Annotated in this window: 11 protein-coding genes; 3 read left to right on the forward strand and 8 right to left on the reverse strand. The window is 63.2% G+C overall.

Features of this window, described 5'->3' with window-relative positions; all coding sequences use genetic code 11:
• Nucleotides 1–3: 3 nt before the first annotated feature.
• The 8 genes from iolB to O6760_RS12590 form a co-directional block, all read right to left on the reverse strand.
• Nucleotides 4–807: a 5-deoxy-glucuronate isomerase gene (gene iolB, locus O6760_RS12555; RefSeq protein WP_269585697.1), complete on the reverse strand. Its 804-nt coding sequence runs from the start codon at nt 805–807 to the stop codon at nt 4–6.
• A complete protein-coding gene (gene iolE / locus O6760_RS12560) occupies nt 804–1,700 on the reverse strand; it encodes a myo-inosose-2 dehydratase (protein ID WP_269585698.1) in 897 nt (298 codons plus the stop codon). Before iolE ends, iolB begins: the two co-directional genes overlap by 4 nt.
• A gap of 257 nt (nt 1,701–1,957) precedes the next feature.
• Nucleotides 1,958–3,802 carry a 3D-(3,5/4)-trihydroxycyclohexane-1,2-dione acylhydrolase (decyclizing) gene (iolD, locus tag O6760_RS12565; protein ID WP_269585699.1) on the reverse strand — a complete coding sequence of 615 codons (1,845 nt, stop codon included), beginning with the start codon at nt 3,800–3,802 and terminating at the stop codon, nt 1,958–1,960.
• Entirely contained in the window at nt 3,799–5,745 is a 1,947-nt protein-coding gene (locus O6760_RS12570) for a bifunctional 5-dehydro-2-deoxygluconokinase/5-dehydro-2-deoxyphosphogluconate aldolase (protein WP_269585700.1), read from the reverse strand. Before O6760_RS12570 ends, iolD begins: the two co-directional genes overlap by 4 nt.
• Nucleotides 5,746–5,774: 29 nt before the next feature.
• On the reverse strand, nt 5,775–6,566 hold the full coding sequence (locus O6760_RS12575; protein WP_269585701.1) for an ATP-binding cassette domain-containing protein: 792 nt from the start codon (nt 6,564–6,566) through the stop codon (nt 5,775–5,777).
• Nucleotide 6,567: 1 nt separating this feature from the next.
• Entirely contained in the window at nt 6,568–7,695 is a 1,128-nt protein-coding gene (locus tag O6760_RS12580) for an ABC transporter permease (RefSeq protein ID WP_269585702.1), read from the reverse strand.
• 192 nt (nt 7,696–7,887) lie between these two features.
• Nucleotides 7,888–8,829, reverse strand: a complete 942-nt coding sequence (locus O6760_RS12585) for a sugar ABC transporter substrate-binding protein (RefSeq protein ID WP_269585703.1) — start codon at nt 8,827–8,829, stop codon at nt 7,888–7,890.
• Nucleotides 8,830–8,976: 147 nt separating this feature from the next.
• On the reverse strand, nt 8,977–9,819 hold the full coding sequence (locus O6760_RS12590; RefSeq protein ID WP_269585704.1) for a MurR/RpiR family transcriptional regulator: 843 nt from the start codon (nt 9,817–9,819) through the stop codon (nt 8,977–8,979).
• A 118-nt stretch (nt 9,820–9,937) separates the two neighbouring features.
• On the opposite strand from O6760_RS12590, the gene iolG reads away from it, so the two are divergent.
• The 3 genes from iolG to O6760_RS12605 all read left to right on the forward strand — a co-directional run bounded on the left by iolG (nt 9,938) and on the right by O6760_RS12605 (nt 13,178).
• Entirely contained in the window at nt 9,938–10,936 is a 999-nt protein-coding gene (gene iolG / locus O6760_RS12595; protein ID WP_269585705.1) for an inositol 2-dehydrogenase, read from the forward strand.
• Between the two features lie 254 nt (nt 10,937–11,190).
• Entirely contained in the window at nt 11,191–12,315 is a 1,125-nt protein-coding gene (locus O6760_RS12600) for a Gfo/Idh/MocA family protein (RefSeq protein WP_269585706.1), read from the forward strand.
• Between the two features lie 188 nt (nt 12,316–12,503).
• Nucleotides 12,504–13,178: a DsbA family oxidoreductase gene (locus O6760_RS12605; RefSeq protein WP_269585707.1), complete on the forward strand. Its 675-nt coding sequence runs from the start codon at nt 12,504–12,506 to the stop codon at nt 13,176–13,178.
• Nucleotides 13,179–13,445 lie beyond the last annotated feature (267 nt).

The raw sequence follows: 13,445 nt of genomic DNA on the forward strand, positions 1-13,445 counted from the left end.
CTGCTATCCCGCGTCCCTTTGCGCGATCCAGTCATGATCCGGATGGTTCTGGAAGCGCCACTTGCGCATGGGGCCGGCCATGACATTGAGATAATACATCTCGTAGCCATAGGGCGCGCCGCAGGGGTGATGGCCCTTGGGCACCAGCACAACGTCGCCGTCCGCCACCGCCATGGTCTCGTCCAGCTCTCCGTCCTCGGTGAAGACGCGCTGGAACCCGAAGCCCTGTTTCGGGTTCAGGCGGTGATAATAGGTTTCTTCCAGGTAGGTCATGTCCGGGAAATTGTCCTCGTCGTGCCGATGCGGCGGATAGGACGACCAGTTGCCCTGCGGGGTGAAGACTTCGGTCACGAGCAGGCTGTCCGCTATATCGCTTTCTTCCATGGCGATCGGGTGGATGTAGCGGGTGTTGGCGCCCTTGCCCCGCTCCACCTGGCCGATGTCCGTGATGACCCGGGCCGGGTAGTTGCCCTTGCCGGGCGCGGTGCACACCGCGAGCACGCAGTCCGTGGTCGCGGTTGCCGACCAGTCGCTGCCATTGGGCACATAGACGCAATGAGGCTTCTTGCGTTCGAAGACGCTCATGCGGTCGCCGAGTTGGCCGAAGCTTTCCCCGGCACCGGTGATCATCGCCTTGCCCTCGACCAGAACAAGGATGACTTCCCTGTCACCGGTTGTCTCGGAGGCGGTTTCACCAGCGTTCAAATGATAAAGCCCGAAACCGACATAGCCCCAATCGGCGCTCTCCGGCGTGATGTCATGCACCTTTCCGGACGTGCCGGACGGTTTGACGAGAAGTTTGCTCATGTCAGGTCCACTTCCTTTGCGAGTTGTTTCAGGGTCTTCAGGCCGAGGCTCTGATAGTGGAACGGATTGCGGACCTCCGGATCCTGTTCCGCCTCGATCACGATCCAACCCTGGTAGCCGGTTTCCTTCAGGATCTTCAGCAGCGGTGCGAAATCGACACCGCCTTCTTCATCGCCAGGCACCGTGAAGACACCTGCACGCACGCCGTCCATGAAGGACCTTTTGCTGTCCCGGATCTCTTTCATCACCGCAGGCCGGACATTCTTGGCGTGGAAGTGTTTCACACGGTCCGCGTATTTCTGGAGGATCGGGGCCGGATCCTGACCGTTGCTGCCGAAGTAGCAATGGCCGGCATCGAACAGCAGCTTGGTGGCCGGGCCGGTCGCGGCCATGAAGGCGTCGATTTCGTCCGGGGTCTCGACGACCGTGCCCATGTGGTGGTGATAGACAAGGTCGATGCCCTGGTCCGCGCAGAAGGCGGCAAGCTCCTCGACCCTGGCACCGAAGGCCTTCATTTCCTCAGCCGTCAGCACCGGGCTGCCGTTGATGTCGGTCTGGGAGCCCTGGATGGTGTTGGAGGTCTCGCAGGTGATGCAGACCTTGCAGCCATTGTGCTTCAGCTTGTCGAGATGCGGCTGGATGGCTTTCTTTTCGTCCTCGACGGATTGCGCCAGCAGGTTGAGCGAGTACCAGCCGGAAATGAATTTCAGGCCGTGGCTGCCGAGAAGCTGTTTCAAGGCTTCCGGTTCGTCCGGCCAGCGGTGGCCGTTCTCGATGCCGTCGAAGCCGATCTTCGAGGCCTCTTCCAGGATCTGGCTTGTCGGTATATGCGCGCCGAGGCTCTGGTCGTCGTCATTGGCCCAGGCAATCGGGTTGGTGCCGTAAAGGATCATGGCTGTCGTCCTGTGACGCTCCTAAAAGCGTGTTGCTGGTAATCGAATTCAAATCCGGACCTCATCCTGAGGCCTTTCCGAACTTCGTCATTGCCGGGCTTGACGCGGCAATCCATGCCGTTGCCATGCCACAAGCACAGTCTTGCGTTGGGCTAGCAATCGGCATGGATCCCCCGATGTCGTCGAGGGCAGGCCCATGGTCAAGCCATGGGATGACGTTGTGTGGAGTGATCGAAACGCTTCTTGTTTTGCTTTCCTCACTCCACCAGGCTCTGGTGTTTCTGCGCGGCGACATAGCCCTCGCGGGCCTTGTTCACCTCGGCACGCTGAGAGACTTCCGGCACCGCCACGTCCCACCAGTGGCCGCCGCCGGCCTCGCCCGGACCGTGCATCGGATCCGTGTCGATCACGATCACCGTCGGGATGGCCCGGTCCTTGGCGGCCAGGATCTGCGCCTCCAGGTCGGCAATGTCCTTCGCTTTGATCGCATGCGCGCCCAGGGCGGCCGCATGGGCGACGAAGTCGATCTCCGGCTGGGTCTCGACATTGGAGCTCTTGTAGAGATTGTTGAACTGCTCGCCGCCGGTGCCCATCTGCAGCCGGTTGATGCAGCCATAGCCGCGGTTGTCGGTCAGCACCACCGTGAACGGCACCCGCCGCATCACCGCCGTTGCCAGTTCCGAGTTGGCCATCATGTAGGAGCCGTCGCCGACAAAGCAGACCACGTCCCGGTCCGGCCGGGCCAGCTTGAGGCCCATGGCCCCGGCGATCTCGTAGCCCATGCAGGAATAGCCGTATTCCATGTGATAGCCGCCCTCGGGCGCCTGCCACAGAAGTTTCAGCGCGCCCGGCATGGTGCCGGCGGCGCACATGGCGATGGTTCTGTCCGACGAGGTCCGCTGCACCGCGCCGATCACCTCGGCGTCGAGCGGCAGGTAATCTGCGGGCACATTGGTGCGGGCGGCACAGTGGGCGTCGACCCTGGCCAGCCAGTCGAGGCGGGCCTGAGGGTCGAACGAAGAAGCCTTGTGGGAGCCGAGCGCAGCGGAGAGCTTTTCCAGCGAAACCTTTGCATCGCCGACAACCCCGACCGCGCCATGCTTGCCGGCATCGTAGGGCTGGACATTGATCGAGACGAGCCTACGGCCGGGTTCCTTGAAGAGGGCCCAGGAACCGGTGGTGAAGTCCTGGAAACGGGTGCCGACGCCGATGACGAGGTCGGCGTTTTCGGCGAGGGCATTGGCGCAGGCGGCGCCGTCGACCCCGGCGGCGCCGAAGTTCATCGGATGGGCCTGGGCCAGCGCCGACTTGCCGGCCTGGGTCTCGATCACCGGAACGCCATGGGTCGTGGCAAAGGCACCGAGCGTCTCCTCTGCCTGCGAATAGATCACCCCACCGCCGCAGACGAGCACAGGCTTTTTCGCCGCGCGGATCAGCTCCGCCACGTCGGCAATGTCGCGGGCATCCGGCTCCGGCCGGCGGATGCGCCAGACCTTCGGCTCAAAGAAGCTCTCTGGATAATCAAACGCCTCTGCCTGGGTGTCCTGGCAGAAAGAGAGCGTCACCGGACCGCAATTGGCCGGGTCGGTCATGACGCGCATTGCGCGCGGAAGCGCGGTCAGGAGATGTTCGGGGCGGCTGATCCGGTCGAAATAGCGCGACACCGGCCGGAAACAGTCATTGGCCGAGACCGTGCCGTCGTCGAAGTCTTCCACCTGCTGCAGCACCGGGTCCGGCGCGCGGTTGGCGAAGACGTCGCCGGGGATCAGCAGAACGGGCAGCCGGTTGACATGGGCAAGGGCGGCGGCGGTGACCATGTTGGTGGCCCCCGGGCCGATGGAGGAGGTCACCGCCATGGCGCGGGTGCGTTTCTTCGCCTTGGCATAGGCGATGGCACAATGGGCCATGGTCTGCTCGTTCTGGCCGCGCCAGGTCGGCAGGGCGTTGCCGGCCTGTTCCAGGGCTTCGCCGAGGCCGGCGACATTGCCATGGCCGAAGATCGCCCAGATGCCGTCGATGAAGCGCTCGCCGTCTTCGGTCATCTGCGCGGAAAGATAGCGGACCATCGCCTGGGCCGCGGTGAGGCGGATCGTTGCGGTCATGCGGAAATTCCTTGCGGTTCGGTGAGGCGGGCCTCGGCGCGGGCCGTGTCCCAGATACGGCAAAGCCGGCCATACCGGCTTACCATGTCGGCCACGGCAGCTTCATCCGTCAATTCCCCAGCGAGCCATTTGCGGGCGGCATCGGCGAAAATCGTCCGGCCGACGGCAAAGCCCTTGACCAGCGGATAACGGGCGGCTTCCGCAAAGCTTGTGGCGAGCTCGTCTTCCGGCGCGTCGAGACCGAGCACGACGATGCCGCGGGTGTAGGGGTCGTTGTCGGCGATGGCCTTGCAGGCCTTGTCCCAGGCCGCGCTCGAGGTCATCGGCTCCAGTTTCCACCAGTCCGGATAGATGCCGATCTCGTAGATGCGCCGGATGATGTCCGCGGTGGTGGTGTCGTCAACCGGACCGACCTTGGAGGGGATCACTTCCAGCAGCATTTCCAGGCGGTGGCGACGGCAGGCGGCAAAGAGACGCGTGAGCACGTCTTCCTGGTCGACCCTTATGTCGTCGGGGTCATCCGGGTGATAGAAGCACAGCACCTTGACCACGTGTTCCGACGGCCATTCGGCCAGGCCGCCGAAATCCGGTCCGATCTCGGGTTCCAGTGCAAGCGGCCGGGAGGCTGGCCACTCCACGGGATGCCCGATCCAGAGGCCGGTTCCGGCGGCCCGATAAAGCGCCTCGCGGCCGAGCCGGCTGTCGCACAGGATGCCGTGGCCGGGCTGACCGTCCGCGACCTTGAGCGCCGCGTCGAGACAAAGGTTCTTGAAGGGGCTTATGCGGGCGCGGTCCGCGCCGGCGTCATCGGCCATGTGTTCCAGCTGGATACGGTGATCGAAGGCGAAGACACGCATGGTCGACCAGTCACCGCCATGCAGGCGCGACCGGTTGGTGGACCAGTGGATCTGTTCCAGTTCCGGGTCCTTGCGCAGGGCGCTGTTCTTCACGCCGCGTTTCAAAAAGAACTGCAGTTCCTCCCAGCTCGGATAGGCCGGCGTGCAGCCGTGCCGCGACACCGCAAAGGCGCCGCAGGCATTGGCGTAGGTGAGGCTGGTGACCCAGTCTTCGCCGGTGATCCAGCCCTTGAGCAGCCCGGACATGAAACCGTCGCCGGCGCCGAGCACGTTGAAGACCTCGATCGGGAAACCGGGGCCGGAGACACCGTCATCGAGGCTGTCCGGAATGGCACCCTCGAAGGCTGTCGCCCCCATTGGACCGCGCTTGCAGACCAGCGTCGCGGCGGAGACCTTGCGCACATTGCGCAGGGCCTCGACCGTGTCGGTGGTACCGCCGGCAATGTGGAATTCCTCCTCCGTGCCGACGATCAGGTCGAAGAGATGCAGCGTCGATTGCAGCTTTTCCGTAACCTTATCCGATGCGATGAAGCGCAGTTCGCCGTCACCATGGCCGGACAGGCCCCAAAGGTTGGGCCGGTAGTCGATGTCGAGCGCCGTCCGGCCGCCGTTCTCGCGCGCAATCCGCAAGGCCTTCAGGACGGCCGCTTCCGTTTGCGGGTGGCTCAAATGCGTGCCGGTGGCGACGACGGCTTTTGCCGAGGCGACGAAGGCCGGGTCGATGTCGTCCTCGCGCAGCGCCATGTCGGCACAGTTCTCGCGATAAAAGATCAGCGGAAACTGTTCCTGGTCGCGGATCCCGAGCAGGACGAGCGCCGTCAGCCGTTCCTTGTCGGTGATGACGCCTTGCGTGTCGACACCGTGGCGCTCCAGTTCCTCGCGGATGAAGCGGCCCATATGCTCGTCGCCGACCCGGGTGATCAGGCCGGATTTCAGGCCGAGCCTTGCCGTGCCGGTGGCCATGTTGGTGGGCGAACCGCCGATATACTTGTTGAAGGAGCTCATGTCCTCCAGCCGGCCGCCGACCTGGGCGCCGTAGAGATCGACCGAGGAGCGGCCGATGGTGATGACATCGAGTTTTGTCACGTGCACATTCCGTCCTGTTGTCCGCGCCGTCAGATAGTGCCGCCCAGGGATCCTTCCAGCTCGGCCAGGTCCTGCCCGCCGGCCATCAGGTCCTGGAGCTCCTCGGCCTTGATCTCGCCGCGCGCGGCCGTGCCAAGCGTTTTGCCACGGTTCAAAACCGTGAACCGGTCGCCGACGGCCATTGCGTGGCGCACGTTGTGGGTGATGAAGACGACGCCAATGCCTTTCTTGCGCACCTTGTCGATGGTCGCCAGAACGTTGGAGGTCTGGCGCACACCGAGCGCGGAAGTGGGCTCGTCCAGGATCAGGACCTTGGCGCCGAAATAGACCGCCCGGGAAATCGCCACGGTCTGGCGTTCGCCGCCCGACAGCGTGCCGACCGCCTGATCGGGGGACCTGAGGTGAATGCCCATCTTGGCCATCTCCGCCATGGTGACCTCGTTTGCCTCAGAAAAATCGAAGAACTTGAACGGGCCGACCCGTTTTTGCGGCTCGCGGCCCATCCAGAAGTTCCGCGTCACCGACATCAGCGGGATCATGGCGAGGTCCTGGTAGACCGTGGCAATGCCGGCTTCCATGGCCGCGCGCGGCGAGCTGAAACTGACTTCCTTGCCGTCCATCAGGATCTTGCCGGCGGTCTGCTTGTGCACGCCCGACATGGTCTTGATGAAGGTGGACTTGCCGGCGCCGTTGTCGCCGAGAAGGCAATGGCATTCGCCCGCCTTGACGGAGACGGAGACGCCGTTGAGCGCGATCACCGGGCCGAAATGCTTTTCGATGTCGACGAGTTCGATGAGTGCGGCTGTGTTGGTATCGGACATGTCAGCGCTCCCCCGTGATCATGCGGCGGATATAGGTGTTGAGGATCACGGCGAGCAGCAGGATCACGCCGAGGAAGACCCGGAAGAGTGAACTTTCCACGCCGGCAAAGAACAGGCCCTGCTGGACGACACCGAAGATCAGGGCGCCGAGGGCCGCGCCGATGACCGAGCCGTAGCCGCCGGTCAGGAGCGCGCCGCCGATGACCACCGAAATGATCGCCTCGAATTCCTTCAGGAGGCCGCGGTCAGCCGCTGCGGAGCCGAATTCCATCACCTGGCAGGTGGCGAAGATCGTGGCGCAGAAGGCGGAGAACATGAACATCAGGATCTTGACCCGGTTGACCGGCACACCGACATAGCGGGCCGCCTGGGCATCACCGCCGGAGGCGAAGATCCAGTTGCCGAACCGGGTACGGGTCAGAAGGATGTGGCCGATGACGATCAGCACGATCGCCCAGATCATCAGCATCGGGATGCCTTCGACGACCGGCTGGCCGGCCTTGGGACCGGCAACGAACTTGCCGACAATGCCGAGATCGGCAAGCCAGACAAACAGGCCGGAAAACACCTTGCCACCGAACAGCCACGCGAGCGGATCGCCCTCGGCGGCCTCGCGGACGCCGCCGATGATGGTCTTGCGGGTGGTGGCGATGGAAATGAAGATCGTCAGGCCGCGCAGGATGTAGAGAAACGCGAGGGTGACAATGAAGGAGGGCAGGCCGGTCTTGATCACGAGGTAGCCGTTGAGTGCGCCAATCGAGAGCGCCAGGGCGAAGGCCACCAGGATGCCGAACCAGGCCGGAAAGCCCCATTGCACAGTCATCAGTGCGATGATCACCCCGGAAAAGCCGATCATGGAGCCGACAGAGAGGTCGAATTCGCCGGCAATCATCAGGAGGCAGGCACCGACGGCGATGATGGCGAATTGTGCGGCGACCGTACCCCAGTTGATGATGCCTTCCGGCGCGAACATGCCGCTGTCGCCCGCAATGCCGACGAAGAACATGAAGACGAGGATCGCGCCGCAGATTGCGCCCAGTTCCGGACGGATCAGCGCCTTGCGCGCGGCCGACATCTCGCGGACGCGTTCGTCTTTCTGAGGGGCGGCTGTGGCTTGTGTGTCAGCCATGGATTTCCTCCTGCGTGCCGGTGTGGCCGGCCGCTTTTGAAGCTCTTGCAGCTTCCCTGCGGCCCGGCCGCAGAAAATGTCCGATTGATGCGCTCAACACCCGGGAGCGCCTGATTTCTCAAAGGGGAGAGGCGGAAAGCCGCCTCTCCCGGGTGCCGCGACGGGCTGTCTGATAGGGGCTGCTCCAGCCCCTTAGCGGTATTCGCCTGCGTATTTTTCAACGAGAGCGATGTTCGCCTTGGTGACGAAACCCGGGCCGGAGTTGATGGAGTTGCCCGGAACCACGCCGTAACGGGCAAGGTTCGTCAGGATCACCACCGGCAGGTAGCCCTGCAGGTAAGGCTGCTGGTCGATGGCAAAGGCGATCACGTCGGACTTGATCGCTTCGGCGATTTCACCGGAAAGGTCGAATGTGCCGAAGTGAACAGCGCCGGACTTGCCCATCTCGTCCAGGGCGGCGAGGGTCGGGTGTGCGGAGGTCGGGCCGAGCGTGAGCACGCCGTTGGTGTCCGGGTTGCCCTGCAGATAGGCCATGACCTTGGACTTGATTTCCTGCGGGTCCTGGCCGCTGTCGATCATCTGGCCGCCAAGTTCGACACCAAGCGCGTCGGCATAGCCCTGGCAGCGCTCAACGGAGGCCGGGTTGGTGATGTAGTGGTTCACACACAGGAAATTGGTCACGCCGGCGGCCTTGGCCTTTTCGCCGGCGCCCTTGCCCGCATCATATTCCGGCTGGCCGACATGCATCAGCGCACCGAGCTGCTTGGACTGCTCCTGGGTGCCGGAGTTGATGGTGATCACCGGAATGCCCTTGGCGACCGCGTTGGAGAGCGGGCCCGAAAGAACATCGAAATCGGCGATGGTGGCGATGATGCCGTCCGGATTGGAGGCGGAGGCCTGCTCGATGATGCGGGCCATGTCGGCCAGGTCACCCGTCGGCGGATTGCGGTATTCCACCTCGACGCCCATCTGGTCGCCGGCAACCGAGATCGCGTTCTTGATCGTGTTCCACCAGCTGTCGCTGTCCGGGGCATGGCTGACCAGCACGAAGCGCTCGCCGTCGGCGGATGCCGGAGCGCTCAGGCCGGTGAAGGCAACGGCGGCAGCCGCCATTGCGATAAGTGTCTTCTTCATGGTGTTCCTCCCAGAACGTTAACCCGCGGGCCTTGCAGATGTCCCGCCCGCGTCATCAGAAGTCATGTCGGCGCCGAGATGTCGGAAACCGCGTTTGGAATATAAATTCCATTTTGAAAAAGTTGCAATAGATTTTTTCCAAATTGTTCAGATGCGGTTGCGCTGCGCGCCCACGGAAACGGCCAGGGCAATGGCGAGGGACAGGCTGGCGGACAGCGCGCGGAAAGCGCCGACATCCAGTTCGGAGACCAGCAACTGGATCGCTTTGAGCCGGGCAAGCGGACTGGTAACCACATCGGTGATGGCGACAATGTCGGCGCCGGTGGCCCGGGCCTTGGTCGCCATGTCGATGGTCATTTCCGTGTAGGGCGCGAAGGTGACTGCGATCACCGCATCGTTCGGCCGGATCAGGTGCTCCATGTTGATATTGGCGATGCCGGAATGAAGGACAGCGGGAACGTCCATTTTTTCAAAGGCATAGGCGAGGTAAGAGGTGACGGGGAAAGCCCTCCTGAAGCCGATCATGTGGATGGTTTCGGCCCGGGCAAGCACGTCGACGGCCTGTTGCAGGGCGGTCGGGTCGACGGTCGTCAAAAGGTTTTCCAGCGAACTCCGGCCGACCTCGACAAATTCCGCCAGCAGCGCGGACGGGGATTCGGCACCGTGTTCACGAAGTTTGGCGAGGCGGGTGGCGTAATCCGGCCATTTCTGGGCATAACCGGTCCGGAACAGCTTCTGCATTTGCGAATAGCCGGAAAATCCCATTTCCTGGCAGAAACGCATCACGGCGGATGGCTGGACATCGGCGCCGTCGGCCAGTTCGGCCACCGTTGAAACAGCCACCCGATCCGGGTTGGCGGCGATGAAATCGGCGAATTGCTTCAGCCGCTTGGGAAGGCGGTCCGCCGTGGACCCCAGGCGGCTGAAAAAGGCGTCGATGGTGTCGGGAGCGACGGCTGGCGGGGCCTGGTCCGGTTCAACTTCGGTCATGTGTTTCTTCTTTTCCGGCTTGACACATTCAGTTGAAAGTGATTTTGGAATTTTTATTCTAAATTGGCAAGCGGTGCTTCGACCCGCTTCGCCGCAGCGCCATCCGGGAGGAAACATCATGGCCGTCAAAGTCGCCCTGCTCGGGGCCGGACGCATCGGCAAGGTTCACGCCAAGGCCATCGGTGCCGCGCCCGGCGCGCAGCTCGTTGCCGTTGCCGACGCCTTTCCGGAGGCCGCCGAGGCGATTGCCGATGCCTATGGCGCCCGGGTCAGCACCATCGACGAGATCGCCGCGGCGGACGATGTCGACGCGGTGATCATCTGCACGCCGACGGACACCCATGCGGACCTGATCGAACAGTTCGCCCGCGCCGGCAAGGCCGTTTTCTGCGAGAAACCGGTCGACCTGTCGCTGGAACGCGTCAAGACCTGCCTCAAGACGGTCGAGGAGCTCGGCGCGACGCTGATGCTCGGCTTCAACCGCCGCTTCGATCCGCATTTCAAGGCCGTGCGCGAAGCCATCGACGCCGGCCGGATCGGCGATGTCGAGATGGTCCAGATCACCTCGCGCGACCCGGGTGCGCCGCCACCGTCCTATATCCAGGTTTCCGGCGGTATCTTTCGCGACATGACCATTCATGACTTCGACATGGCGCGGTTCCTGCTGGGTGAGGAAATCACCACGGTTTACGCCACGGCCTCGGTCCTGGTCGATCCGGAGATCGGCAAGCTCGGCGATTACGACAGCGCCTCGGTGGTGCTGACGACGGCATCCGGCAAGCAATGCACGATCTCCAACTCGCGCCGGGCCACCTACGGCTATGACCAGCGCATCGAGGTGCATGGCTCGAAAGGCGTTGTCAGTGCGGAAAACCAGCGTGCCGTGTCGATCGAGGTCGCGACGGAAGAGGGCTATGTGCGCCCGCCGCTGCACGACTTCTTCATGACCCGCTACACCGAGGCCTATGCCGCAGAAATCACGGCTTTTGTCGCGGCGATCGAAAACGGCACCGCACCGTCGCCGAGCGGCGAGGATGGCCTGAAGGCGCTGGCGCTGGCGGAAGCCGCGCTGAAGTCGGTTGCCGAACGCCGCGCCGTCGGTATGGACGAGGTCTGAGAAAAACTCAGTACCCCTATCTCCGTCATGACCGGGCTCGACCCGGTCATCCATGCCGTGACCTTGCCACAGGCAAGGTCGTGCAACTGGAAGCGCAACGGCATGGATCCCATGGTCACACCACGGGATGAGAATAGAACAAGATCGAAGAGATGCGGGACCAGGCGAATCCGCTCGCATCGGCTGAAGGAACAGCGCACCTGTGCGTTAGAAGCGCACAGCGACCTTGATAAACCATTCGGGAGGACCGGGACATGGATAGCCTCGGCATTGGACTGATCGGCACCGGTTTCATGGGCAAGTGCCACGCGCTGGCCTATGGCTCGGTCAGGGCCGTGTTCGGCGATGTTCCGGCGACTCGGCTGGAGGTGCTGTGCGATGTGCCCGACGACAAGGCCGACGCCTTTGCCGACCAGTTCGGTTTTGCCCGCGGAACCAGCGACTGGAAGGACCTGATCAGCGATCCGAAGGTCGATATTGTCTGCATTACCACGCCGAACAAGGTGCACCGGGAGATGGCATTGGCGGCGCTCGAAGCCGGCAAGCATGTGCATCTGGAAAAACCGATGGCGCTGACCCTGGACGACGCGCGCGACATGCTCAGCGTTGCGGAGAAAACCGGTGCGAAGACCATTGTCGGCTACAATTACCTGCACAATCCGGCGATCGCCCATGCGCGCAAGCTGATCGCCGACGGCGCGATCGGCCGGATCGTGCATTTCCGCGGCACGGTCGACGAGGACTACCAGGCCGACCCGGAGCTCGCCTGGACCTGGCGGGCGACCAAGGCCGATGCCGGTCTCGGCACGCTTGGCGATCTCGGTTGCCACCTCGTGTCACTGGCAACCGCCATGGTCGGTCCGGTGGAGAGCCTGATCGCGGAAACGAAAACCGTGCACGAGACCAGGCCGATGGGCGAGGGGTCAAGTGAGCGCCGGCCGGTGGAGAACGAGGACATTGCCTCGGCCCTCCTCACCTTCGAGAGCGGTGTGCATGGCGTGATCTCGACCTCGCGCAGCGCCTGGGGGCGCAAGAGTTACATCGGCTTCGAGGTTCACGGCACGGAAGGCATGATCACCTTCGACCAGGAACGCATGAACGAGCTCCGGCTTTACCAGAACCGCGGCCCGCTGGCCGAACAGGGCTTCAAGACCTTGCTCACCGGTCCGGCCCATCCGCCTTATGGCCAGTTCGTGCCTGCGGCCGGGCATCAACTCGGCTTCAACGACCTGAAGGTGATCGAGGTGCACGCGTTTCTGACGGCGATCTCCGAGGACCGCCAGGCGGTGCCGTCCTTCAGGGAGGCGCTGCACTTCGAGGCGGTGATCCATGCAATCGCCGAGAGCGGCGAGAGCGGACAACGGGTGAAGGTCGGCTGATGCAGCATCCTCAGGCCGGGATTCTTGCCGTTGTTGGGATGCCAGTCGTTCGTCTGTCATGGGGCAACTTTCGGGTTGCCTGACGGTAACCGGAGCCTTTTCCCTGTGGTCACCGGTCCCTATATGGGAAGACAAGACAGGATACCGGTTCCAGCGCCCAAGGTGCTGGCAGGAGACAAGGGATTTTCATGACGTCTCAAGATACCCAGAGCCTCGACGAGAATGTACTGCAGATCGACATCGTTTCCGATGTTGTCTGTCCCTGGTGCATCGTTGGCTTTAAGCAGCTGGAACAGGCGATCGGCGAGACCGGTGTCTCGGCGGCGATCAAGTGGCATCCGTTCGAGCTCAACCCCGAGATGGAAGAAGGCGGCGAGAACCTGCGCGAGCACATCATGCGCAAATACGGCTCGACCGCCGAACAGTCCCAGGCCGCGCGCGACAAGCTGACGGCGATCGGCGCGGATCTCGGCTTCGACTTCCGCTTCACCGAAGACATGCGCATGGTCAACACGTTCAAGGCGCACCAGCTGATCCATTGGGCCGGCCCCGAAGGCAAGGAACACCCGCTGAAGATGGCCCTGTTCCGGGCCTATTTCCGTGACGGCAAGGATCTCAACGACCACGAGGTGCTGGCCGACGTCGCCGAGAGTATCGGCCTCGACCGGGCCGAGGCCTTGAAGGTTCTGGAGGACGGGCGTTATGCCGATGCGATCCGCCAGGAAGAAGCCTTCTGGACCCAGAACGGCATTCACGGCGTTCCCGCCGTGATCTTCGAACGCCGCCACCTGATCACGGGCGCGCAGGGCGCGGAGAATTATGCGTCGATCATCCGGCAATTGGTGGACGGCGAGACGGCCTAGGAAACCTCCACTTGTGCCTGCTGTCATCCCAGCGAAAGCGGCGACCCGGACGCCTTCATCGTCCTACGCTGTGCCCGTTTACTCGCGCCCGGGAGTCCTGGGTCCCGGGTCTTGGCTTTGCTCCGCCCGGGATGACAATCGAGGGGACGCGGCGCATGGAAAATTCAGCCTGACTTGCCCTACCCAAAACGTCATCCTGAGGAGCCGCTTCAGCCGCGTCTCGAAGGATCGCGACTTGCTCCGGAGTGCGGTTGCGGATCCTTCGAG

Origin of the sequence: Roseibium sp. Sym1, assembly GCF_027359675.1 — a bacterium.
Lineage (GTDB): Bacteria > Pseudomonadota > Alphaproteobacteria > Rhizobiales > Stappiaceae > Roseibium.

Coding starts and splice junctions, on each gene's coding strand:
- iolB (WP_269585697.1), bottom strand. CDS start 807: ATGAGCAAACTTCTCGTCAAACCGTCCGGCACGTCCGGAAAGGTGCAT.
- iolE (WP_269585698.1), bottom strand. CDS start 1,700: ATGATCCTTTACGGCACCAACCCGATTGCCTGGGCCAATGACGACGAC.
- iolD (WP_269585699.1), bottom strand. CDS start 3,802: ATGACCGCAACGATCCGCCTCACCGCGGCCCAGGCGATGGTCCGCTAT.
- O6760_RS12575 (WP_269585701.1), bottom strand. CDS start 6,566: ATGTCCGATACCAACACAGCCGCACTCATCGAACTCGTCGACATCGAA.
- O6760_RS12580 (WP_269585702.1), bottom strand. CDS start 7,695: ATGGCTGACACACAAGCCACAGCCGCCCCTCAGAAAGACGAACGCGTC.
- O6760_RS12585 (WP_269585703.1), bottom strand. CDS start 8,829: ATGAAGAAGACACTTATCGCAATGGCGGCTGCCGCCGTTGCCTTCACC.
- O6760_RS12590 (WP_269585704.1), bottom strand. CDS start 9,819: ATGACCGAAGTTGAACCGGACCAGGCCCCGCCAGCCGTCGCTCCCGAC.
- iolG (WP_269585705.1), top strand. CDS start 9,938: ATGGCCGTCAAAGTCGCCCTGCTCGGGGCCGGACGCATCGGCAAGGTT.
- O6760_RS12600 (WP_269585706.1), top strand. CDS start 11,191: ATGGATAGCCTCGGCATTGGACTGATCGGCACCGGTTTCATGGGCAAG.
- O6760_RS12605 (WP_269585707.1), top strand. CDS start 12,504: ATGACGTCTCAAGATACCCAGAGCCTCGACGAGAATGTACTGCAGATC.